Below are 22,265 nucleotides of genomic sequence, written 5' to 3'. Positions count from 1 at the left end.
GCTGTGTCTTTGTCCAGAAACACCCCCCTCTGTCCCTTGCGGGACATCTCCCCCACTAGGGGGGAGATTGGGAGCTCGCGACTACGTTTTTGCGAAACGGCTGACTACCGAGGTTTTAGTGGCTTCGGATGGTCGTTGGGGTGAGGCATGGCACCAAACAATCTCCCCCTTTGTGGGGGAGATGTCACGAAGTGACAGAGGGGGGTATGCCACCGCATACTCTGACGCCTGATGCACCTTCTCCTGGCTCAAAAGGGAACGATCAACGACGGCGAGGAGGCGATCGATCTCGGGCAGTCGCCCGGTGATATCCTCTTTCTGTCGGCTGCCGATACCGAGCTTGCGGCGATTGCCGCAGCGCATGGTGAGGGCGGCCGTTCCCTTCGGCTTGCGAGCCTGATGAGCCTCAAGCATCCGATGTCCGTCGATACCTATGTCGACAGGACAGCGCGGCATGCGAAGCTCATCATCGTGCGAGCGCTGGGAGGGGCGAGTTACTTCCATTATGCTCTGGAAGCGCTGCATGCCTGCGCGGCGCGCCAGGGTGCCTTGATTGCGGTGCTGCCGGGGGATTCGAAGCCGGATCCCGGGCTGACGCCATTCTCCAACGTCGCGCTCGATGATCTCAACGCGCTCTGGTCCTATCTGATCGAGGGTGGGGAGGCGAATTCGCGAGCGTTTCTCGCCTATGCCGAGGCGATGCTCTCGGGCGCCGAGAAGCCGATGCCTGCTGTACCCTTGATGAAGGCTGGCATCTGGTGGCCGGGCAAGGGCGTGATCGGCGTCGAGGAGTGGCGGAGACTTTCCAATTCCGGGATGGTGGTCCCGGAGGGCCTCGAATCCCCGACGGTTGCCATTTCTTTCTACCGCGCGCTGGTTCAGAGCGGTGAAACCAGACCCGTCGAAGCCATGATAGAGGCGCTCATCGCCGAGGGGCTGCGGCCGTTGCCGGTCTTTGCCTATAGTCTCAAGGATGCCGTGTCGGTCGGCATTCTCGACAGTGTCTTTACCGAGTTGAAGCCGAGCGTGGTCATCAACGCGACAGGCTTTGCCGTGTCGGCGCCGGGCGCGGATCGTCAGGCAACGGTGCTGGAAACGGGTGATGCCGTGGTTCTGCAGGCCATCTTCTCGGCGTCATCGAAGGAGGCGTGGGAGGTATCTTCGCAGGGGCTTTCGGCCCGCGATCTCGGCATGAATGTGGCTTTGCCCGAGGTCGATGGGCGTGTTCTTGCGCGCGCTGTGTCCTTCAAGGCTGCGGCCCGCTATGACGAGCGGGTCGAGGCCAATATCGTCGCCAGCGAACCGCTTGAGGATCGCATGCTCTATACGGCGCGCCTCGCCGCCAATTGGGCGCGGCTGCGCAATACTCCGCCCGGCGATCGCCGCGTCGCGCTGGTCATGGCAAACTATCCCAATCGCGATGGGCGGCTCGGCAATGGCGTCGGGCTCGATACGCCGGCCGGCACGATCGAGGTTCTGAACGCGATGCAGGCGGCAGGCTACGGCGTTGCCGATCTGCCTGCCGATGGCGATGCACTGATGCGGCATCTGGCGGAAGGCCCGACAAATTCGGGGCGCGATGGCCGCGTCGTCCGCGAGAGGCTTTCCTTCAGCGACTACAAGGATTTCTTCTCGTCACTTCCCAAACAGATTCAGGATGAAATCACGGTGCGTTGGGGGAAGCCTGAGGCCGATCCTTACGCGCTCGATAACGGTTTTGCCTTGCCGTTCGCCCGCTTCGGCGACGTGCTTGTCGGCATCCAGCCGGCGCGCGGCTACAACATCGATCCGAAGGAGAGTTACCACTCTCCCGATCTCGTGCCGCCACACGGCTATCTCGCCTTCTATGCCTTCCTTCGCCGTTCCTTCGATGCGCATGCGGTCATCCACATGGGCAAGCATGGCAATCTAGAATGGCTACCGGGCAAGGCGCTGGCACTGTCGGAAAGCTGCTATCCGGAAGCGATCCTCGGGCCGCTGCCGAATCTCTATCCTTTCATCGTCAACGATCCCGGCGAGGGCACGCAGGCAAAGCGCCGCACGAGCGCCGTCATCATCGATCACCTGACGCCGCCGCTGACACGCGCCGAAAGCTATGGCCCGCTAAAGGATCTGGAAGCGCTGGTCGACGAATATTACGAGGCCTCGGGCGGTGATCCGCGCCGCATCCGTCTGCTGCGCAAGCAGATCCTCGATCTCGTCGCCGATATCGGGCTGGATCAGGATGCCGGCATCGCCAAGGGCGAGGGCGAAGACGAGGCATTGCGCAAGCTTGATGCCTATCTTTGCGACCTCAAGGAGATGCAGATCCGCGATGGCCTGCACATCTTCGGCGTTTCGCCTTCCGGGCGGCTGTTGACGGATCTGACGGTGGCGCTGGCAAGGGTGCCGCGCGGGCTGGGCGAGGACGGCGATCAGAGCCTGCAGCGGGCGATTGCAAGAGATGCGTTCGTGGACGTGGAGAGTGCTACACCCCCCTCTGTCGCTCCCGCGACATCTCCCCCACAAGGGGGGAGATTGGTTGCTCGCGGCGCTTCTCTTCATCAAACCGAGATCGAGGCCGCAGATACTGTCGATGGAGAGGCAGGAACGTCGGGCAGCATACTCGCACCAATCTCCCTCCTTGTGGGGGAGATGTCAGCGAAGCTGACAGAGGGGGGTAACTCTCCGAGCAAACCATTCGACCCGCTTGACTGCGATATGGCCGCCGAATGGACAGGCCCGCGCACTACAATCCTCCAAGATATCTCCGACGCCTCCTGGCGCACCCACGGCGATACCGTCGAGCGGATCGAACTGCTGGCCGCAAAACTCGTGAATGGCGAAATAGCCTGCCCCGAGACCTGGCCAAACACGCGTCTGGTTCTCGACGAAATCGCCGCAAAGCTACAGCCGTCCATCCTCGCCTGCGGCGATGCGGAAATCGCAGCCCTGCTCAAAGGCCTGGACGGCCGCTTCGTTCCGCCTGGTCCTTCCGGTGCACCGACAAGAGGCAGGCCCGATGTGCTGCCAACAGGGCGGAATTTCTATTCGGTCGATAGTCGCGCCGTCCCGACGCCGGCGGCCTATGAGCTTGGCAGGAAATCGGCCGAGTTGCTGATCCGCCGTTACGTTCAGGACCATGGCGAATGGCCCGTTTCCTTCGGCCTGACGGCCTGGGGCACTTCGAACATGCGCACGGGCGGTGACGATATCGCGCAGGCGCTGGCGCTGATCGGCGTCAAGCCTGTCTGGGACATGACGTCTCGCCGCGTCACCGGCTACGAGATCATTCCGCCGGCCATGCTCCGGCGGCCGCGTGTCGATGTCACGCTGCGCATCTCCGGCTTCTTCCGCGATGCCTTTCCCGAGCAGATCGCCTTATTCGACAAGGCAATCCGTGCCGTCGGCATGCTCGATGAAGATGCTGCGGACAATCCCATTGCGGCGCGCATGCGCGGCGAGATCGCGCGGCTCGAAGCCGCCGGCCTCGACGCTGCCTCTGCCAGCCGCAGGGCTGGTTATCGCGTCTTCGGTTCCAAGCCGGGGGCTTATGGCGCCGGTCTGCAGGCACTCATCGACGAGAAGGGATGGGAGCGCCGCGCGGATCTGGCTGAAGCCTACCTTGTCTGGGGCAGCTATGCCTATGGCGCCGGCGAGGAAGGCAGAGCCGAGCGCGGCGTCTTCGAGGAGCGGTTGCGTTCGATCCAGGCGGTGGTGCAGAACCAGGACAATCGCGAGCACGATTTGCTCGACAGCGACGATTATTATCAGTTCGAGGGCGGCATGGCGGCAGCGGCCGAGCAGCTCGGCGGTGCGCGTCCCTCGATCTATCACAACGACCACTCTAGGCCGGAAAAGCCTGTGATCCGCTCGCTGGAAGAGGAGATCGGCCGTGTGGTGCGCGGTCGCGTCGTCAATCCCAAGTGGATCGAGGGCATCATGCGGCACGGCTATAAGGGCGCCTTCGAGATCGCGGCAACTGTGGATTATCTCTTTGCCTTTGCCGCGACGACGGGTGCTGTGCGCAATCATCATTTCGAGGCTGTCTATCAGGCTTTCGTCATCGATCAGAGCGTGCGCGATTTCATGGCGGAGAAGAACCCGGCAGCACTTCGGGAGATGCGGGAACGTCTGCTGGAGGCGATCGATCGCCAGCTCTGGACGCCGAGAAGCAATTCGGCGCGGTTCGATCTGGAAAGCCTTGATAAGGGCAAGGACGCGGCGGAATGAGTGTGATCGACGAGCTTCTGGTTGGTTTTCGAGATTACCTGCTGTCGCGCAGCGATCCGATGCTGCGGCATTTCATCGAAGGCTTTGACTGGCCGGCGCAGCAGCGCTCGCTTGCGACGCACGACTTGCCCGTCGTCCATTATCTTCGAAAGCATGCTCAGTTGGGCGAGGGTGCAGAAGGCGTGCTGTTCGACAGGCTCTTTCAAGCTGCGAACGAACTGCATTGGGCTCAGACCTATAGCATTGCCGATTTCGGCAGCGATTTCCTGCAGCGATATGGCTGGGTCGAGCTGTTCGGCACGCGCGGCCATTTTGCGAGCGAGGAGATGGCCGGCGGCTTCCTGTTGCTCGGTCCCGGCGTGCATTATCCGGATCATCATCACGAGGCTGAGGAGATCTATATCCCGCTGACCGACGGCTCGCTGTGGAGCAAGGATGCCCAGCCATTCCTGCCGCGCTGGTCGGGCGAGATCATCCATCACCCCTCGAATATCCGCCACGCCATGCGCACGGAAGACCAGCCACTCGTCGCGCTCTATCTTTGGCGCGGTGGCCCGCTGGCACAGAAATCGATCATATCAGGGAGAATGCAATGAGCGACGAATTGGCCGAAACCGGCGCGGACGCCCCGAAGAACGACGATGCCCGTCACGCCGACAAGATGGCCAAGAAGAAGGCTGCCCGCGACAAGATCATGGCGACCAAAAACGATGAGAAAGGTCTGATCATTGTCCATACCGGCAAGGGCAAGGGAAAGTCCTCGTCCGCTTTTGGCATGATCTTCCGTCACATCGCTCATGGGAAGCCGAGCGCCGTCGTGCAGTTCATCAAGGGCGCCATGTGGACCGGCGAGCGCGATCTGATCGAGAAGCATTTCTCCGATCTATGCCAGTTCCATACGATGGGTGAGGGCTTCACATGGGAGACTCAGGACCGAGCCCGAGACGTGGCGGCGGCGTCCGCTGCCTGGGAAAAGGCCAAGGAGCTGATCCGCGACGAGCGTAATTCGATGGTGCTGCTTGACGAGATCAACATTGCGCTTCGTTACGACTATCTCGACATCAACGACGTGATCGAATTCCTCAGGAACGAGAAGCCCTACATGACGCATGTGGTCTTGACGGGCCGTAACGCCAAGGAAGAACTGATCGAGATTGCCGACCTCGTCACCGAGATGGAATTGATCAAGCATCCTTTCCGCTCCGGCATCAAGGGCCAGCCGGGCGTCGAGTTCTAACCGTTTGCCGGGCCTCAGCCGCCCGGCAGCATCGTCCTCAGAGTTTCCGCCGTCTGCGGATTCGCGGGAAAGAAGGATTCGATGGCGAGTTCCGACAGCGTGACATCGACAGGCGTTCCGAAGACCGTCGTAGTGGACAGAAACGATAGATGTCCCGCTTCGGTGACAAGCTCCAGAGGTACGGCGATGCCGGCGAAATCCCGTTCCGGAGCCATCGATTTCGATGTCGCCGGCGCAGGATAGGTGGACAGTTCCGCAAGCAGTTTTATGAGGATTGGATCGCCAGTTGCCGATATCTGCTGGCGTAGGCGTTCCAGTAGATGCGCCCGCCATTCATGGAGATTGGCGATCCGAGGCGCCAAGCCGTGGGGGTGCAGGCTGAGCCGCAGGACGTTGATTGGCCCTTCGGTCAGCGAGGCATCGGTCACCCCCGCGAGAAGCGGAGCGACGGCGGCATTTGCGGCGATGAGCGTCCAATGCCGGTCGACGGCCAGGGCCGGGAAGGGCTCGTGTCCTTTCAGCAGCATATCGATCGCGCGCCGTGCCGGAGCAAGCGCCGGATCGTCCAGTTTGCGCTCTGGAAAGACCGGGGCAAAGCCGGCCGCCAGGAGCATCGGATTGCGTTCGCGCAATGGCACGTCGAGCCGTTCGGCGAGATGCATCAGCATCTCGCGGCTTGGAAGTGCCCGCCCGCTCTCGATGAAGCTCAGATGTCGCTGCGATATATCGGCTTCAAGGGCGAATTCGAGCTGGCTCAGGCGGCGGCGTTGCCGCCATTCGCGCAGATGGTCGCCGAGAGAGCGGGCCGGGTTCATCATGCGGCAGCCGGCAGCTGGTCGATGAAGCCGTGAACGGACTTCAGGCGTTCACCTTCGAGGATGGCGAAATCTGTGCCCTTGACGAGCGGCTCGGCGTCGGCCGGACCGAAGCCCCAGGAGAAGCGGAGATTGTTGCCGTGGCGCTCGCCCTCGGTGATGAGCGTGAAGCGGAAGCCGGGGAAGCGTTCGTGTGCCGCGGTGACGAGTGCGTGGATCTGCTCGCGATTATCGGCGCGCATCATCGGGTCGACATAGCTGCAGTCTTCCGTCCAAGCCTCGGCGATGAGCGCACGGCGACGTTCGGTGTCGGCCTCGTTCCAGATGGCGATATAGCGGTCAGCAATGATGTTTGCGTCAGTCATCGGTCAACTCCTTTGGATCGCCTGAACCGTTCAGGCAGGGCGATCATCGGCGCGGACCGAAGTACTATCAATTACGTCAGAGGTAATCAAAGACCCGTTCTAGAGGCCGAGCCAGATCCTGACGGGATGGGTGGGGTCTGCCAGCAGTTTGGTCGCGAAGGCGATGCAGACGATGACGAGCAGCGGTTTGATCAGCTTGGCGCCGATGCGCATGGCAAGCCGCGAACCGAGCTGCGCGCCGAGGAATTGGCCGAACCCCATCGTCAGCCCGACTTTCCAAAGGATGGCGCCGGAGAAGATGAAGACGATCAGGCCGCCGAGATTCGATCCGAAATTGAGCAGCTTCGTATGCGCCGTCGCCTTCAAGAGGCCGAAGCCGGCGAGGGTCACGAAGGCGAGCATCAGGAACGAGCCGGTTCCGGGGCCGAAGGCGCCGTCATAGAAGCCGATCAGCGGCACGAACGTCACGCCGAAAAGTCCGGCACTCATGCGCCGATGCTTTTCGACATCGCCGAGATTGGGTTTCAGGGCGAAATAGAGCGCGATTGCGATCAGCAGGAAGGGCAGGATGATGCGCAGGACCTGGCTTGGCATGACGGTCGCCAGCAACGCACCGAGCATGCCGCCGATGACTGCCATCAACGCCATGGGAAGCTGCTCGCGAAGCTGCACGTGTCCTTGCCGGGCATAGGCGATCGTTGCCGAAGCCGCGCCGCAGATGGATTGCACCTTGTTCGTGCCAAGGGTCTGCAGCGGTGGAATGCCTGCTAGCAGCATGGCAGGGACGGTAATCAGCCCACCGCCGCCCGCAATGGAATCGACGAAACCGGCGAAGAACGCAGCGGCAAAGAGCAAAATCAGCAGTTGAAATGTAATATCTGGCAAGGTGGGAACTCGGAGGCGGGAAATCAGCGGCCTTCTGGCACTTCGCCCGCCGCAAGGCAATTGCTATCAGGACACACCAGGCGAAATTGACGTGTCGAAAGGTGCCCGCTACAGCTGTCATATCGGTCGATGCTGCTGGGAGCGAATATGACGACATATGCCAATTCCACCCGCCGCTATCTTCTGGGCCTTGGCTGCGAGCGCGGCACGGACTGGAATGAAGTGCGGATGCTTGCGGAAAGAGCATTCCAGGAGGTCGGGATCGGGAGTGATCAGGTTCTGGCCGTTGTATCGATCGACACGCGCATGGACGAACCGGCCATTCTCGAGACCGCCACGCATTTTCGTCTCCCGGCCCGCTTCTTCAAGGCGGCTGCACTGGAGCGGGAGACACCCAGACTGAAGAATCCCTCCGAGATTGTTTTCGCGCATGTCGGTTGTCACGGCGTCGCAGAAGCGGCGGCGCTGGCGGCCGCCGGCCCGGACTCCGAGCTCGTGCTTCCCAAGATCAAGTCCGGCTTTGCTACGGCGGCGATCGCCAGGATTGCCTGAGCAGCGAATTCGCAACGCAAGTCTCGCAAATGATCCGCAGGAGATCCTGACGGCATTTCACCGCCGCCTGTTCTCGTGTATGCCGGTAGGTCAAGCGCTGATCCCAAGCGAAGTAAATTTCCGAAAGATCAAGCTTATTCAGTATGTTGGTAAGGAAAAAGCATGCATAAGGTCATTTATGATACCGATCCTGGCGTCGATGACGCCATGGCGCTTCTCTTTTTGCATCGTCACCCGGGTATCGACCTTCTTGGCGTGACGACGGTTTTCGGCAATGCCTCCGTGGACACGACGACGCGTAACGCGCTGTTCCTGAAACGCGAGTGGAATATTCCGTGCCCGGTCGCGCGCGGCGCCAGCGTTACCTTCGATCCGTCGCGGCACGAGCGCCCCTGGCCGACGATGGTTCACGGCCATAACGGTCTCGGCGACATCGACGTGCCTGAGGCGATCGACCTGCCGACCGATCCGCGGCCCGCCTATCAGTTCATTATCGACACGGTTCGCGCCCATCCCGGCGAGGTGACCCTGGTCGCCGTCGGCCGCATGACCAATCTGGCTCTGGCGCTGAAGCACGATCCGGAAATCGCCAAGCTCGTAAAGGATGTCGTCATCATGGGCGGCAATTTCTACGTACCGGGCAATGTTTCTCCAGTCGCGGAAGCCAATATTCACGGCGATCCGGAAGCTGCCGATTTCGTCATGACGGCAGCCTGGAAGGTGGTCGTAGTCGGTCTCGACGTGACGTCGGTGACGACCATGGGCCGCAGCTACCTCGCTGATATGGCGAAAGCGGGCGGTCCCTCGGTGCAGCTCCTGGCCGACCTGTCGCAGTCCTATATCGATTTCTACCATCATGCGGTCGAAGACGGCATGATGGTCCACGATAGCTGCGCCTGCGTCTATGTCGTGGCGCCCGAGTTGTTCGATACGATCGAAGGATCGATCCGCGTCGTCTGTGGCGGCATTGCCGATGGTCAGACGGTTATCAAGCCGGCCGGTCGGCACTTTCCGCCGGGCGACTGGGACAATCTGCCGAGCCAGATCGCTTGCATCGGCATTCGCTCGCAGCAGGTTCTCGACCTGATCCGCGACGTGATTCTGGGCAAGGTGAAGCACTAAGTTCGGTGAAGGGGGGCGACAGTGCCCCCTTCACAATTCGCTGAAGACCATTTTCCAGCTCTATCAAGAGCCTACTTGAGTGTCCGGAAATATCGAGTCCGGAGCGTCATGCGATCGGCAAACCTGTTTTTCGTTTCCTGTCGTGGTTGGAAAAGCCCATAGCGTGCTGCCGCTCATGCCGATCGGGTATGTGACGTAATGTTTGCAGTGGGAGCGATGTCGAATCGAGATCGCCTTATCCCGTTCTCAACATTGCAATTTCGCCCGTCCGGGCATAGGACACATGGGATGAACGATACCGCTTTTTCCACTCTGCCGGCCCTGGAGCCGGGGTCGGTCTGGCTCGTTGGCGCCGGGCCGGGCGATCCGGGGCTTTTGACCCTGCTGGCCGCCAAGGGGTTGGCCGAGGCAGATGTCATCGTGCATGATGCTCTTGTCAATGAAGATTGCCTGAAGCTCGCCCGCCCGGGCGCCATGCTGGAATATGCCGGCAAGCGCGGCGGCAAGCCATCGGCCAAGCAGCGGGACATTTCCCTGCGGCTGGTGGAACTGGCGCGGACCGGCAAGCGCGTTCTGCGCCTCAAGGGCGGTGACCCTTTCGTCTTCGGGCGTGGTGGTGAGGAGGCTCTGATGCTCGTTCAGCACGGCATTCCCTTCCGCATCGTGCCCGGCATTACCGCCGGGATCGGCGGCTTGGCCTATGCCGGCATTCCGGTTACCCATCGCGACGTCAATCACGCCGTCACCTTCCTGACCGGCCATGATTCGTCCGGTGTCGTACCGGACGCCATCGATTGGGAGGCGATCGGCAAGGGATCGCCCGTCATCGTCATGTATATGGCGATGAAGCACATCGCGCAGATCAGCGCCAATCTCATTGCCGCCGGCCGTTCGGCGGACGAACCTGTTGCCTTCGTCTGCAATGCGGCGACGCCCTCCCAGCAAGTTCTGGAGACGACGCTTGGGCGTGCGCCTGCCGATGTCGAAGCCTCCGGTCTCGAGCCGCCGGCCATCGTCGTCGTTGGCGAGGTGGTGAAACTGCGGCCGTCGCTCGACTGGCTGGGCGCGCTTTCCGGTCGCGCGCTGGTATCGCCGGCCGAAAGGCAGGGCGAGAGCGGACGCAAGGTGCCGGCATGAGCGGACTTCTGATCGCGGCACCCTCATCAGGCTCCGGCAAGACCACCTTCACACTTGGTTTGCTGCGGGCATTGAGAAACAGGGGTGTTGCGGTCGCGCCCGGCAAGGCCGGACCCGATTACATTGATCCCGCATTTCATACGGCGGCGGTCGGATCGCCCTGCCTCAATTTCGATCCCTGGGCGATGCGCGCCGAACTGATTTCAGCGAATGCCGCGCTTCATCGCGCCGGCGGACGGATGCTTGTCATCGAGGGGATGATGGGCCTGTTCGACGGCGCCGCCGATGGCACGGGCACGCCGGCCGCTCTGGCCGCCTTGCTCGGCCTATCCGTCGTGCTTGTCATCGATTGCTCCCGAATGTCGCAGTCGGTTGCGGCTGTCGTCAGCGGCTTTGCCAATTTTCGCGCCGATATCCGCGTTGCGGGTGTCGTGCTCAATCGCGTTGCCAGTGACAGGCATGAGAAGATGTTGCGTCAGGCGCTGAATGCGGTGCGTATGCCCGTCGTTGCGGTTATCCGCAGCGATGCCAGCCTGGCATTGCCGGAACGGCATCTCGGTCTGGTGCAGGCTGGAGAGCATGGGGCGCTCGAGCAATTTATCGAGGCTGCGGCAGAGATCGTCTCGAAGGCCTGCGATTTCGATCTGCTCTTGCGGGCGGCACAGCAGCATCTCGTTCGCACCTCCGCAGCCAATATCACGCGGCTCATGCCGTTCGGCCAGCGCATTGCGGTGGCAAGAGATATCGCATTCGCCTTCTGCTATGAGCATATGCTGCTCGGCTGGAGGCGGCGCGGTGCGGAAATATCCTTCTTTTCACCGCTCGCGGATGAAGCTCCTTCGGCCGATGCGGATGCGATCTATCTGCCGGGCGGCTATCCGGAATTGCACGCTGGAAAGCTCGCCGCCGCTCAGCATTTCCGGGATGGCGTGAAGGCGGCGGCCTCGCGTGGGGTGCGCATATATGGCGAATGCGGCGGGTACATGGTGCTCGGCGAGGGTCTTGTGGATGCGGCGGGCGTGCGCCACGAAATGCTGGGCCTCTTGCCCGTCGTTACCAGTTACGAGAAACGACAGCGGCATCTCGGCTATCGACGCGTGGTGCCTCTTGCCGGCTCCTTCTTCGAAAAGCCGATGACGGCGCATGAGTTTCATTATTCGACCATCGTATCGGAAGGCGAGGCGGACCGTCTGTTTGCCGTCAGGGATGCGCTCGATACCGATCTCGGCACAGCCGGTCTGCAACACGGCAATGTCGCCGGCTCCTACATGCATCTGATCGATCTAGCCGGTGAAGCCGCATGACCACCAGGATCGTCCACGGCGGCGGCATTACCGCGGCGGCGCGTCAATATGGCGGGCGCCCGGAGGAATGGCTGGATCTGTCGACCGGCATCAATCCCAATCCGGTGACACTGCCGGAAATCCCCGTTGCGGCTTGGCACAGGTTGCCTGACCAGCATTTGCAGGAGCGGGCGCGGGAAGCGGCGAGGAGCTATTACCGCAGCGGCGATATTCTGCCGCTGCCGGTTCCAGGCACGCAGTCCGTCATTCAATTGCTTCCAAAGCTCGTAACGGGCGGCAGGGTTGCAATCTTCTCGCCGACCTATGGCGAATATGCGCGCGCTTTTACGCTCGCCGGCCTGCAGGTTCGCCAGGTTTCGACGATTGCCGAACTCACGGCCGATGACAGGCTGGTCGTTGCCGTCAATCCCAATAATCCTGATGGGCGGGTGCTGCCCATCGAGCAGTTGCGGGAACTGCATGACAGGCAGCGCGAGCAGGGCGGCCTCCTTCTGGTCGACGAGGCGTTCGGCGATGTCGAACCGGCGGCAAGCATGGCGCCTTTGGCCGCCTCTATGCCGAATCTCATTATCTTCCGCTCCTTCGGAAAGTTTTTCGGCTTGGCCGGTCTGCGTCTTGGCTTCGTGATTGCCGAGGCTTCGATCATGACAAGATTCGAGGATTGGCTCGGGCCATGGGCGGTTTCCGGGCCGGCCCTTTCGATCGCTGCCTCCCTGATGGAAAGCGATACAGGCGCCATCCGTAACCGCATTCTTCAAAGGCATTCGGCGCTGGAAGCGGTTCTACGACGTTCCAAGCTGCATGTAGCGGGAGGCACTGCTCTTTTTGCACTGGTTGCAGACGACCGCGCCGAAGGCATATATACGCATCTCTGCCGTCATCACATTCTCGTCCGCAAGTTCGATTACGCCCGCAATTGGCTGCGCTTCGGACTAGCTCCTGATGAGGCGGCAGATAAGAGACTCGCCGGGGTATTAGAGGATTATTCGACATGACCGCCGACGAACATTTGCTCATTCTGGTCCTTGCCTTGCTGCTTGACCGCTTCGTCGGCGATCCCGACTGGCTTTGGCAGCGCTTTCCGCATCCCGTCGTACTGTTCGGCAAGGCGATTTCAGCTTTCGATCAACGGTTCAATGCAAAGCATCTGCCGGGCGTTCTTCGCCGCCGTAATGGGCTGATGTCGATCGTCGCGCTGCTGATGGGCGCTGCCATCGCTGGCTGGGCTATTCATGGATTTCTCGCCTTTTTCGGCTGGCTCGGCATATTGATAGAGGCGGGATTGGTGGCGGTTTTCATGGCGCAGAAGAGCCTTGCCGATCACGTCGGCGAGGTGTCTCGGGCATTGCGCTCCGATGGTCTGGAAGGCGGCCGTCTTGCTGTGTCGCGCATCGTCGGCCGCGATCCCGAGACGCTGGATGAGCCGGGTATCTGCCGTGCGGCCATCGAAAGCCTCGCCGAGAATTTTTCCGACGGCGTCGTCGCGCCGGCCCTGTGGTACGGCGTTTTCGGCCTGCCGGGCCTGTTTTTCTACAAGATGCTCAACACCGCGGATTCGATGATCGGCCACAAGTCTGAGACCTATGTCGATTTCGGCCGCGCCGCTGCGCGCCTGGACGATATCGCCAACTGGCCGGCTGCACGGCTCTCCATTCTGCTGATTGCCGCCGGAGCCTTGGCTAAGCGGGGAATCTCCGCGCTTGGAAATGCGATCCGCATCGCCGTGCGCGACGGCGGGCTGCATCGCTCACCCAACTCAGGCAGGCCAGAGGCGGCAATGGCCGGTGCCCTCGACATCCAGCTTGCCGGCCCGCGAATCTATGGCGGCGAGCTCGTGCGCGAGCCAATGATCAACGGTGCCGGCCGGGATACGGCGACCGTGAGTGACGTCGAAGCGGGTATTTCCATCTTTTATTCCGCGTGCTCGATGCTGACGCTTCTCGCTTTCCTTGGCTTCCTGCTGCTCTTGTGAGCGTCCCTAAATTAAGCAATCGCTCACTATATGTATTAATTTGGTATAATTGGCATAGCGATAGACTCTTCCATCGTCTGAATTGCTTCGAAAGGAAGCAAACGGTCGGAGGGGCAAGATGAAGCATATCGCTTTGGCAGTAACGGCATGTCTATTTATGCAATTCAGCAGCGTTTCGGCTCGCGCCGGAACTGTTGTTGCAGTGGTCGATCTTCGATCGCAAACTATGACCGTTTCCGAGGATGGAGCTCTGAAGTATCGCTGGCGAGTATCGACGGCCCGCAAAGGTTATGTGACGCCGATCGGCTCCTACACGGCCAAATGGCTGTCCAGGGATCATCGCTCGAAGAAATATGACGATGCGCCGATGCCGTACGCCGTATTTTTCAACGGCGGCTATGCCATTCACGGCACCTATGAGGTGCGGCACCTCGGCCGGCCGGCGTCGCATGGCTGCGTTCGGCTCGATACCCGCAATGCCGCCACCTTCTTTGCCATGGCGGCTGACGCGGGGCTTCACAATACGCGCATCGTGATCAGCGAATGATCTCTGGCGAATAGACATGCTTCGTCGTTGCGGTTCGGCCGCAATGCTGCCATATCCCGCGTCCACGTCGCGCGCGATTTCACAGGTATGACGCGACGGTCATTTTGCTGTTTGCGCAACAGTGGCTTGCCAAATTGCCGGGGTTTCTGGTGGAAACCATTGGCTTTTGGAACGGATTTCCCTATGAGGGGGATTGAATTATTATTTCAAGAGGTATGGGCAGTGACTGCTACATTTGACAAAGTTGCCGACATTATCGCTGAAACCAGCGAAATCGACCGTGACACCATCACCCCGGATAGCCACACGATCGACGACCTCGGCATCGACAGCCTGGACTTCCTGGATATCGTTTTCGCGATCGACAAGGAATTCGGCATCAAGATCCCGCTCGAAAAGTGGACGCAGGAAGTCAACGAAGGCAAGGTCTCGACCGAAGAGTACTTCGTGCTGAAGAATCTCTGCGCCAAGATCGATGAGCTGCGCGCCGCCAAGGGCTGAGCGACATCCTTGTATTTTTTTGACGCCCTGCCGCTCACGATATGGCGGCCGGGCGGTTTTATTCTTAAATAGCGTATCCCGCCCGGCACGTTCCTTGTTGCCGAGTTGGATCGGAGGCATTGATGCTGCTGGAATATTTCCAGATGATCGACAGGGTCGAATCTGTCGATCTGTCCAAGGGCCGGTTGAAGGCTCATTCCGTCGTTCCGGCCAAAAGCCCTGTTTTCGAAGGCCATTTCCCGGGCATGCCACTGGTTCCCGGCGTTCTCCTTATCGAAACGATGGCGCAGGCTTCAGGCATGCTCGTGCTTGCGGCGACAAAATTTGCCTATATGCCATTCCTGATGTCGGTCGATGGCGCCAAGATGCGGACCTTCGTGGAGCCGGAAGCCGAACTCGATATCGAAGCCGATCTGGAGCACGAGGGCTCGGGCTTCGTTGTCACAAAAGCGCGCATCACCATTGCCGGAAAGAAGGTTTGCGATGCGCAGTTGAAGCTGCGGACCATGCCGTTTAATGAGGTGCCGCTCGGCGATATCGTGCGCAAGCGGGCAGGCGAGGTCGGACTTCTCGACGCCATCGCCGCCAACGGTTGATGCTGCCGGCTTGTTCGGCGCCGCATTCGAAGAGGATTGATGAATGAGCAAGGCTCAGAATGATGTGGTCATAACGGGTATCGGCATCGTTACCTGCCAGGGCGTTGGTAAGGACGCGCATGTCGCCCTGCTGAAGGCGGACAAAGCGCCGGCGACCATCGTCGAAACCGAGAAGTTCAAGCCCTATCCCGTGCATCCCCTGCCTGAGATCGATTGGTCGCAGCAGATTCCAAAGCGTGGCGATCAACGGCAGATGGAAAACTGGCAGCGCATCGGCGTCTTCACCGCCGGTCTGGCGCTCGACGATGCCGGTTTCAAGGACGATCTGGAAGCCTGCGGCACCATGGACATGATCGTCGCGGCCGGGGGTGGCGAGCGCGATACCAATGTCGATACGCTGATCGTCAACGAAGGCTTGAAGCGCAACGACCGCGAATTGTTGCTGAATGAGAAGCTGACGACCGAATTGCGTCCGACGCTGTTCCTCGCGCAGCTTTCGAACCTGCTCGCCGGCAATATCTCGATCGTGCACAAGGTCACGGGTTCGTCGCGAACCTTCATGGGTGAAGAGGCCTCCGGTATTTCGGCCGTCGAGACCGCGTTCCACCGCATCAAGTCCGGCGAATCGAGCCATGCTCTCGTTGGCGGCGCATTTTCCGCCGAGCGCCTCGACATGATCCTGCTGATCGAATCCATCAATGCGCATGCTATCGGTAACTGGCATCCTGTCTGGTCGCGCAAGCCGGAAGATGGCGGCGGCATGATCATGGGCTCGCTGAGCGCCTTCCTCGTTCTTGAATCGCGTGCGCACGCCGAAGCTCGCGGCGCGCATATCTATGCGACGATCGATGCGGTTGAGGGCGATCGCGGCCGGCGTGACGAAGGCAAGCTCGAAGCGCGGCTGGAGCGCATGCTCGCACCCGCAAAGCAAGTGTTCGGCGATGCGACGGTCGTCTTCTCCGGTACGACAGCAATTCCCGATCTCGCCAAGCGCGAAAAAGCCGTGATCGAAGCACAGCTTCCGGAGGCCGCCATCCGTGCCTATTCCGGCGTTTCCGGGCATGGGCTGGAAGGCCAGTTTCCGCTCGGCCTCGCCTTTGCGGCACTGGCCGTCGCCAATAAAGCCAAGGTACCGCCCTTCGATGCCGCGAATGAAAAGCCGATGGCGACGGGCGCACGCAATGCCGTGGTAACAACCGTCGGCCATGCGCGCGGCGAAGGTATCGCCGTACTGTCAGCCGAAGCGTGAGGAACAGGACATGACCGCTTACAAGGATCATCTCGGACGTCCGATCGTCGCCGTCACCGGCATGGGGATCATCACGTCGCTGGGGCAGGGGCTACAGGATAACTGGAATGCTCTTTCTTCGGGCACGTCGGGCATTCACGGCATCACGCGCTTCCCGACGGACGGACTTTCGACGCGGATCGCCGGGACGGTGGATTTCATCGATATCCCCGTTCCAAACGCTGTCGAGCGCTCCTATGCTTTTGCCCGTGAAACAACCATCGAAGCTTTGGCACAGGCGGGAATTTCCGGCGATTTCGACGCGCCACTCTTCCTGGCTGCGCCGCCGATCGAACCCGAATGGAGCGCCCGCTTCGAGCTGGCTGACCGCTCACCTCCGGCAGATCACGAGGGCGATGCATATGAGCGCTTCCTTGCTGCCATGCGCCAGCGCCCCGATCCCGCCTTCCACGAAGCCGCTCTTTTCGGCGCCATTTCCGAGCGCCTTGCCGACCGTTTTGGCACCCGCGGCCTGCCGGTAACCCTGTCGACGGCGTGTGCGTCAGGCGTGACAGCAATCCAGCTGGGCATTGAGTCGATCCGTCAGGGCCGCACCGCGCGGGCACTGACGGTTGCGACCGACGGATCCCTGAGCGCGGAGGCGTTGATCCGCTTCTCGCTGCTCTCGGCGCTGTCGACGCAGAACGATCCGCCGACGAAGGCATCCAAGCCATTCAGCAAGGATCGCGACGGCTTCGTCATTGCCGAAGGAGCGGCGACGCTGGTGCTGGAATCGCTGGAAGCGGCAGTTGCCCGCGGCGCCAAGATCCTCGGCATCATGAAGGGCGCCGGCGACAAGGCGGACTCCTTCCATCGCACACGCTCTTCGCCTGACGGCGGTCCGGCGATCGCGACGATCCGCGCAGCACTTGCCGATGCTGGCATGGATGAGAGCGATATCGGCTATATCAACGCTCACGGCACCTCGACGCCGGAAAACGACAAGATGGAATATGGCGCGATGTCGGCCGTTTTCGGTGAGCGGCTTCCGACCATTCCGGTCTCGTCGAACAAGTCGATGATCGGCCACACGCTGACGGCGGCCGGCGCGGTCGAGGCGGTATTCTCGCTGCAGACGATGCTGACCGGCACGTTGCCGCCGACCATCAACTACAATAATCCGGACCCGTCCATTATTCTCGACGTGGTGCCGAACAAGAAGCGTGAAAAGCAGGTGAATGCCGTCCTTTCGAACTCTTTCGGGTTCGGCGGTCAGAACGCCAGCCTTGTCATGGCGCTTGAACCGGCTTAAGCGGACATCTGAAAAACAAGATACAACTGCGCCCGAGAGGCGAGGGACTTTGCCATGCGTGCTTTGCAACTGATCGACGACCGCAAACTTGAGATCACCGATCTGCCGGAGCCGGAGGCGCCGGCTGCGGGTGAGGTGACCTTGCGCGTCAAGGCCGTCGCTCTCAATCATATCGACGTCTGGGGCTGGCGCGGTATGGCTTTTGCCAAGCGCAAGATGCCGCTGGTCATCGGCGCGGAAGCTGCCGGTGTCGTCGAAGCGATCGGGCCGGGCGTTGCCAATGTTCTGCCGGGTCAGCTGGTGTCGATCTACGGCGCGCGCACCTGCGGTCTCTGCCGCGATTGCCGCGAGGGACGCGACAATCTGTGCGAACATGTCGGCGGCGTGCACGGCTTCCATCTCGATGGCTTCGCGCAGGAGAAGGTCAATTTGCCGGCTCGCCTGCTGGTTCCGGCACCTCCCGGCGTCGATGCGGTCGGTGCAGCGCTTGCTCCGGTGACTTTCGGCACCGTTGAGCACATGCTGTTTGACAATGCCAAGCTCGAACCGGGCGAAACGATCCTCGTTCATGCCGGCGGCTCGGGTATCGGAACGGCCGCCATCCAACTTGCCAAGAAGATCGGCTGCACGGTCATCACCACGGTCGGCTCCGACGACAAAATCGAGAAAGCCAAGGCCTTGGGCGCCGATCACGTCATCAACTACCGTACCGACCGCTTCGAGGGCGTCGTGCGCAAGCTGACGAAGAAGAAGGGCGTCGACGTGGTTTTCGAGCATGTCGGCAAGGATACCTGGGCCGGCTCCATGCTCTGCATGAAGCGCGGCGGTCGTCTCGTCACCTGCGGTTCGACATCGGGCGTTTCGACCGAAATGAACCTGATGATGCTGTTCCAGCAGCAGCTGAAGCTTCTCGGATCTTTCGGCTGCCGCATGGAGAACATGGCCAACGCGATGCAGAAGATGGCGCGGGGCCTCGTTCACCCAGTGATCGATACCGAAGTCAGCTTCAATGACATCGACCGAGCGCTGGAGCGGATGGAATCGCGCCAGATCTTCGGCAAGATCATCCTGAAGATGGACTGAGCCGCGTGAAGCTTTTCATCACCCGGATTGTCCTTGCGCTCAGAAATTTCCAGCAGTGGCTGGTGGCGCAGGTCATCTTCGGCTTCCTGAATTTCCTGAAACTGTTTCCGGCGGATGCGGGTATCAACTTTGCCGATCGCCTGACCCGCAAGATCGGTCCGCGTATGCGCCGGCATCAGTTGATGCTGACCAATCTGCGCAATGCCTTTCCGGAAAAGGCCGAGGCGGAGATTGAAGAGATCGCACGTGCGAGCTGGGGCAATATGGGGCGCCTGGCAGCGGAATATGTCTTTCTCGACCGGCTTTTCGACTTCGATCCCTTTAGCGACAAGCCTGGCCGCATCGAAGTTTCCGGCATTCCGATCTTTCTCGATCTCCGGGAAAATCCACGCCCGTTCATCGTCTTTACCGGGCATACCGGCAATTTCGAGCTGTTGCCGGTCGCCGGCGCCGCCTTTGGTCTGAAGGTGACTGTGCTCTTTCGCCCGCCGAACAATCCCTATGTCGCTCAGAAGGTTTTCGACTTTCGTGCCAAGCGTATGGGTAATCTCGTGCCATCACACGCTGGCTCGTCGTTCGCGCTTGCCAGAGAGCTTGAGGCCGGTCGTGGCGTCGGCGTGCTGGTCGATCAGAAATTCCGTAAGGGTTTGAAGACGTTGTTCTTCGGTCGCGACGTAAAGACCAACCCGCTGCTGCCGAAGCTCGTGCGTCAGTTCAATTGCGAAGTCTATCCGGCCCGTTGCATCCGTTTGCCCGGCAATCGCTACCGGCTGGAGATCGAACCGAAGCTAGAGATGCCTCGCAACGAGGCCGGCGGCCTCGATCTGACTGCAACGGCACAGCTGCTGAACGACAAGGTCGAAAGCTGGGTGAGGGAAAATCCCGAGCAATGGCTCTGGTATCATGATCGCTGGAATATCAAGAAGAGCGTTTTCTAGGCTCATTTTTGCATGGGCTAGCGGCAGTTCCGCCCGCATGGCCGCTTCGGTCTTCGTCCAGTCATTGTACTTATAAGCCTTGTTTTTCATAAAGTTCTCCTTAGGCGAGAACTTCTGCTCATCCCGATTGAAAGTGGGGATAAGTCATGTTAATTCACAATAATAGAAAGTTTGGTGAGAATGCGGACATCAAGCTGAATATCCTTGGGCATGGCAGCGCCGGGAATCGAGGCCCCTGCGTCCTGTTGTGGTCAGGGACAGGAGGGCAATTTTGCTGGCACTCTTTCATGCCTTCTCCATGAAATGTAGTCAGATTCAGCGTGCGATAAAACTTGGCGACGACGAGCTTGTGGCATCGCTCGATCGTGAATTGGAGCCCCTTATCGCAGCTATCCTGGCCTATAAGGCCGTGAGTCTGCTTGAAATTTACATGCAGCTCCAGTTCATGAACAATCTCATCCGCGAAGAAGCGGATGATCGCTCGCGGGTCCTGCGCAATTCTGCGTCGCTTTCGGCACTGATCGATCGTTATTTCGGCGGTGCGAGCGAAGCAGCGGGCGAAGTTTTCCGGGTCTTTTCGAGCGAGAAAATCGACCGGGACGATACGCTCGGCTTTGAGGAAGGCAGCGTCCTGAATGACGTCATTCTGGACAGCTTGCCCAATCGTGTCGCGGTCGTCACACGAGATTATCGCTATCTTTACAGCAACGCCGCCAATTCGGAATTTCTGAAATCGAAGCCGATGGAGCTTGTGGGGCGTCACATCTCGGAATTCATCGGCTCGGAAGATTTCGAAATCAGTCTGAAGGCGAAGCTCGATGCCTGCTTTGCCGGGGAAAAGGTGGAGTGTCTTTATCCCTCCTATCGGCAGATCGAACCCGGCAAGGTGTTTCGCTGCACCGTCACCCCGTTGCGTGCCAAAGATGAAGTGATCGGCGCATTGCTGGTCATGCATGAGATCATCGCCGTTCCCGCGGGTATGTTGGTGGCCTGAACTTGCCGTTCAGGCACCAAACAGCAATTTTCCAATTACGTCCGTGATCAGGCGACGGTCCTCTTCGCCTGGTTTTATGCTGGCCTGATCCGTTTCGTTCGTACCGGAGCTCGATCTATCATCGGTCTGCTCGTCATCGGTGCCGCATTCGAAACAATGGCATTGGAATCTGATTGGTCTCGTCTTCTTCATGCTGCGGTCATGTTCCAACTGGCAAAGGGATCAGGCGGATTCCGCCAGCGTTCGGGCGTGAAGCCATCCGCTTCAATCAGGCAGGCGTTCAGTTCGGCCGTGAGATGCTTTTCGTTCATCGGATCGGCGCCGATGAACACCAGCTCTTGGCGGCGATCTCCCCATATCGGATCGAAATAGGGCGCCAGCGCACGCTTGAAGCTCGGATCATGCGGCCACTGGTCTTGCGGCACGGCTGCCCACCAGAGGCCCATCTTGCTCGTGCGGACGAGCGCGCCGGCCTGGCTCATCTCGCCGACATAATAGGGCCTGGTCGCAAGCCAGAAGAAGCCCTTGGCGCGAATGACACCCGGCCATGACCGATTGAGAAAGGCCTGGAATTTAAGAGGATCGAACGGTTTCTTCGCGCGATAGACGAAGGAACGGATGCCATATTCCTCCGTTTCCGGAACATGATCCTTGAAGCCATGCAGCTCCTTATACCAGAGTGGATGGGTTTCGGCTCGATCGATGTCGAAGCGTCCCGTGCCGAGAACCTCCGATGGTTCCACCACACCGAAATCGGCTTCGATCAGACTTGCATCGGGATTGAGGCCGACGATGATCTTGCGGGCGGCGTCGCGTTGCTCTGCCGTTGCCGTTCCGACTTTGTTGAGAATGACGACATCGGCAAATTCGATCTGCTCGACCAGGAGGTCGACGATGGTCCGGTTGTCGCCGTCGCCGGCGGTCTCGCCACGATCGGCAAGGAAATCCGTCGATCCATAGTCGGAGAGAAGATTGGCAGCGTCGACGACGGTCACCATCGTATCGAGCCTGGCAACGTCGGAAAGACTGCGGCCGTCTTCGTCGCGAAACTCGAAGGTGGTAGCAACGGGCAGGGGTTCGGCAACGCCTGTGGATTCGATCAGCAGATAATCGAAGCGGCCCTGCTCGGCGAGCTGACGGACTTCCTTGAGAAGATCGTCGCGCAGCGTGCAACAGATGCAGCCATTGGTCATCTCCACGAGCTGTTCCTCCGTGCGGGAGAGATTGGCGCCGCCGTCGCGCACCAGCGCCGCATCGATATTCACCTCGCTCATGTCGTTGACGATGACGGCAACGCGCAAGCCCTCGCGGTTGTTGAGGATATGGTTGAGCAAGGTCGTCTTGCCGGCGCCGAGAAAACCGGAGAGGACGGTGACTGGGAGCTTCTTGTTCATGACAACTTCCTTTGTAATGTAATATCATTACATATATTGTGATAAAAAAAGCGAGCAACATGCCCGCTTCC

Annotated in this window: 21 protein-coding genes; 17 read left to right on the top strand and 4 right to left on the bottom strand. The window is 60.2% G+C overall.

What is annotated here, in order from left to right; genetic code table 11:
* Window positions 1–231: 231 nt before the first annotated feature.
* From cobN to cobO, 3 genes are read left to right on the top strand one after another with little or no spacing between them, the layout of a single operon-like run.
* The gene (gene cobN / locus AC13RE_RS03295; RefSeq protein WP_488561945.1) at window positions 232–4,212 is read left to right on the top strand and encodes a cobaltochelatase subunit CobN; all 3,981 of its coding nucleotides are present in this window, start codon (window positions 232–234) and stop codon (window positions 4,210–4,212) included.
* Window positions 4,209–4,808 carry a dimethylsulfonioproprionate lyase family protein gene (locus AC13RE_RS03290; protein WP_132716887.1) on the top strand — a complete coding sequence of 200 codons (600 nt, stop codon included), beginning with the start codon at window positions 4,209–4,211 and terminating at the stop codon, window positions 4,806–4,808. The genes cobN and AC13RE_RS03290 overlap by 4 nt, the downstream gene beginning before the upstream one ends.
* Window positions 4,805–5,449: a cob(I)yrinic acid a,c-diamide adenosyltransferase gene (gene cobO, locus AC13RE_RS03285; protein ID WP_132716886.1), complete on the top strand. Its 645-nt coding sequence runs from the start codon at window positions 4,805–4,807 to the stop codon at window positions 5,447–5,449. The genes AC13RE_RS03290 and cobO overlap by 4 nt, the downstream gene beginning before the upstream one ends.
* Before the next feature lie 14 nt (window positions 5,450–5,463).
* Here cobO and AC13RE_RS03280 read toward each other — a convergent pair whose 3' ends face one another.
* The 3 genes from AC13RE_RS03280 to AC13RE_RS03270 form a co-directional block, all read right to left on the bottom strand.
* Window positions 5,464–6,267 (bottom strand): helix-turn-helix transcriptional regulator, encoded by an 804-nt coding sequence (locus AC13RE_RS03280; protein ID WP_132716885.1) that lies wholly within the window; start codon window positions 6,265–6,267, stop codon window positions 5,464–5,466.
* Window positions 6,264–6,629: a nuclear transport factor 2 family protein gene (locus AC13RE_RS03275; protein ID WP_488561944.1), complete on the bottom strand. Its 366-nt coding sequence runs from the start codon at window positions 6,627–6,629 to the stop codon at window positions 6,264–6,266. The genes AC13RE_RS03280 and AC13RE_RS03275 overlap by 4 nt, the downstream gene beginning before the upstream one ends.
* 99 nt (window positions 6,630–6,728) lie before the next feature.
* The gene (locus AC13RE_RS03270) at window positions 6,729–7,514 is read right to left on the bottom strand and encodes a TSUP family transporter (RefSeq protein WP_488561943.1); all 786 of its coding nucleotides are present in this window, start codon (window positions 7,512–7,514) and stop codon (window positions 6,729–6,731) included.
* A 147-nt stretch (window positions 7,515–7,661) separates the two neighbouring features.
* Here AC13RE_RS03270 and AC13RE_RS03265 point away from each other — a divergent pair, with 147 nt between their 5' ends.
* The 14 genes from AC13RE_RS03265 (at window position 7,662) to AC13RE_RS03200 (ending at window position 20,800) form a co-directional block, all read left to right on the top strand.
* Window positions 7,662–8,066 (top strand): cobalamin biosynthesis protein, encoded by a 405-nt coding sequence (locus AC13RE_RS03265; RefSeq protein WP_459456262.1) that lies wholly within the window; start codon window positions 7,662–7,664, stop codon window positions 8,064–8,066.
* A gap of 162 nt (window positions 8,067–8,228) precedes the next feature.
* A complete protein-coding gene (locus tag AC13RE_RS03260) occupies window positions 8,229–9,188 on the top strand; it encodes a nucleoside hydrolase (RefSeq protein WP_488561942.1) in 960 nt (319 codons plus the stop codon).
* Window positions 9,189–9,476: 288 nt separating this feature from the next.
* Entirely contained in the window at window positions 9,477–10,325 is an 849-nt protein-coding gene (cobA, locus tag AC13RE_RS03255; protein WP_132716880.1) for a uroporphyrinogen-III C-methyltransferase, read from the top strand.
* The gene (locus AC13RE_RS03250; RefSeq protein ID WP_488561941.1) at window positions 10,322–11,629 is read left to right on the top strand and encodes a cobyrinic acid a,c-diamide synthase CobB; all 1,308 of its coding nucleotides are present in this window, start codon (window positions 10,322–10,324) and stop codon (window positions 11,627–11,629) included. Before cobA ends, AC13RE_RS03250 begins: the two co-directional genes overlap by 4 nt.
* Window positions 11,626–12,624, top strand: a complete 999-nt coding sequence (gene cobD, locus AC13RE_RS03245) for a threonine-phosphate decarboxylase CobD (protein ID WP_488561940.1) — start codon at window positions 11,626–11,628, stop codon at window positions 12,622–12,624. The genes AC13RE_RS03250 and cobD overlap by 4 nt, the downstream gene beginning before the upstream one ends.
* Entirely contained in the window at window positions 12,621–13,601 is a 981-nt protein-coding gene (gene cbiB / locus AC13RE_RS03240) for an adenosylcobinamide-phosphate synthase CbiB (RefSeq protein WP_132716877.1), read from the top strand. The genes cobD and cbiB overlap by 4 nt, the downstream gene beginning before the upstream one ends.
* 118 nt (window positions 13,602–13,719) lie before the next feature.
* A complete protein-coding gene (locus AC13RE_RS03235) occupies window positions 13,720–14,148 on the top strand; it encodes a L,D-transpeptidase (RefSeq protein WP_488561939.1) in 429 nt (142 codons plus the stop codon).
* A 222-nt stretch (window positions 14,149–14,370) separates the two neighbouring features.
* On the top strand, window positions 14,371–14,649 hold the full coding sequence (locus tag AC13RE_RS03230; protein WP_041677496.1) for an acyl carrier protein: 279 nt from the start codon (window positions 14,371–14,373) through the stop codon (window positions 14,647–14,649).
* Window positions 14,650–14,771: 122 nt separating this feature from the next.
* Window positions 14,772–15,245, top strand: coding sequence for a 3-hydroxyacyl-ACP dehydratase FabZ family protein (locus AC13RE_RS03225; RefSeq protein WP_488561938.1), 474 nt, complete (start codon window positions 14,772–14,774; stop codon window positions 15,243–15,245).
* Between the two features lie 43 nt (window positions 15,246–15,288).
* Complete coding sequence (locus AC13RE_RS03220; RefSeq protein ID WP_488561937.1) at window positions 15,289–16,494, top strand: beta-ketoacyl-ACP synthase; 1,206 nt, start codon at window positions 15,289–15,291, stop codon at window positions 16,492–16,494.
* A 10-nt stretch (window positions 16,495–16,504) separates the two neighbouring features.
* Window positions 16,505–17,785 (top strand): beta-ketoacyl-ACP synthase, encoded by a 1,281-nt coding sequence (locus tag AC13RE_RS03215; protein WP_132716873.1) that lies wholly within the window; start codon window positions 16,505–16,507, stop codon window positions 17,783–17,785.
* Between the two features lie 54 nt (window positions 17,786–17,839).
* The gene (locus tag AC13RE_RS03210) at window positions 17,840–18,868 is read left to right on the top strand and encodes a zinc-binding dehydrogenase (protein ID WP_488561936.1); all 1,029 of its coding nucleotides are present in this window, start codon (window positions 17,840–17,842) and stop codon (window positions 18,866–18,868) included.
* A 5-nt stretch (window positions 18,869–18,873) separates the two neighbouring features.
* Entirely contained in the window at window positions 18,874–19,806 is a 933-nt protein-coding gene (locus tag AC13RE_RS03205; RefSeq protein WP_488561935.1) for a lipid A biosynthesis lauroyl acyltransferase, read from the top strand.
* A 271-nt stretch (window positions 19,807–20,077) separates the two neighbouring features.
* Complete coding sequence (locus AC13RE_RS03200; RefSeq protein ID WP_488561934.1) at window positions 20,078–20,800, top strand: PAS domain-containing protein; 723 nt, start codon at window positions 20,078–20,080, stop codon at window positions 20,798–20,800.
* A gap of 188 nt (window positions 20,801–20,988) precedes the next feature.
* Here the strand turns inward: AC13RE_RS03200 and AC13RE_RS03195 are convergent, their stop codons facing one another.
* The gene (locus AC13RE_RS03195) at window positions 20,989–22,194 is read right to left on the bottom strand and encodes a GTP-binding protein (protein WP_488561933.1); all 1,206 of its coding nucleotides are present in this window, start codon (window positions 22,192–22,194) and stop codon (window positions 20,989–20,991) included.
* Between the last annotated feature and the right edge of the window lie 71 nt (window positions 22,195–22,265).

The organism is Martinezella sp. CNPSo 3959 (assembly GCF_057784355.1).
Note: the sequence above shows the minus strand (reverse complement) of the source record. Positions and strands in the feature narration are given on the sequence as shown.

Bases quoted from the DNA above. Each gene is read 5' to 3' on its own strand.
- AC13RE_RS03215 (WP_132716873.1), top strand. From the start codon at position 16,505: ATGACCGCTTACAAGGATCATCTCGGACGTCCGATCGTCGCCGTCACC.
- cobO (WP_132716886.1), top strand. From the start codon at position 4,805: ATGAGCGACGAATTGGCCGAAACCGGCGCGGACGCCCCGAAGAACGAC.
- AC13RE_RS03265 (WP_459456262.1), top strand. From the start codon at position 7,662: ATGACGACATATGCCAATTCCACCCGCCGCTATCTTCTGGGCCTTGGC.
- AC13RE_RS03275 (WP_488561944.1), bottom strand. From the start codon at position 6,629: ATGACTGACGCAAACATCATTGCTGACCGCTATATCGCCATCTGGAAC.
- cobD (WP_488561940.1), top strand. From the start codon at position 11,626: ATGACCACCAGGATCGTCCACGGCGGCGGCATTACCGCGGCGGCGCGT.
- AC13RE_RS03195 (WP_488561933.1), bottom strand. From the start codon at position 22,194: ATGAACAAGAAGCTCCCAGTCACCGTCCTCTCCGGTTTTCTCGGCGCC.
- cobA (WP_132716880.1), top strand. From the start codon at position 9,477: ATGAACGATACCGCTTTTTCCACTCTGCCGGCCCTGGAGCCGGGGTCG.
- AC13RE_RS03250 (WP_488561941.1), top strand. From the start codon at position 10,322: ATGAGCGGACTTCTGATCGCGGCACCCTCATCAGGCTCCGGCAAGACC.
- cobN (WP_488561945.1), top strand. From the start codon at position 232: ATGCACCTTCTCCTGGCTCAAAAGGGAACGATCAACGACGGCGAGGAG.
- AC13RE_RS03280 (WP_132716885.1), bottom strand. From the start codon at position 6,267: ATGATGAACCCGGCCCGCTCTCTCGGCGACCATCTGCGCGAATGGCGG.
- cbiB (WP_132716877.1), top strand. From the start codon at position 12,621: ATGACCGCCGACGAACATTTGCTCATTCTGGTCCTTGCCTTGCTGCTT.
- AC13RE_RS03220 (WP_488561937.1), top strand. From the start codon at position 15,289: ATGAGCAAGGCTCAGAATGATGTGGTCATAACGGGTATCGGCATCGTT.
- AC13RE_RS03225 (WP_488561938.1), top strand. From the start codon at position 14,772: ATGCTGCTGGAATATTTCCAGATGATCGACAGGGTCGAATCTGTCGAT.
- AC13RE_RS03260 (WP_488561942.1), top strand. From the start codon at position 8,229: ATGCATAAGGTCATTTATGATACCGATCCTGGCGTCGATGACGCCATG.
- AC13RE_RS03210 (WP_488561936.1), top strand. From the start codon at position 17,840: ATGCGTGCTTTGCAACTGATCGACGACCGCAAACTTGAGATCACCGAT.
- AC13RE_RS03235 (WP_488561939.1), top strand. From the start codon at position 13,720: ATGAAGCATATCGCTTTGGCAGTAACGGCATGTCTATTTATGCAATTC.
- AC13RE_RS03290 (WP_132716887.1), top strand. From the start codon at position 4,209: ATGAGTGTGATCGACGAGCTTCTGGTTGGTTTTCGAGATTACCTGCTG.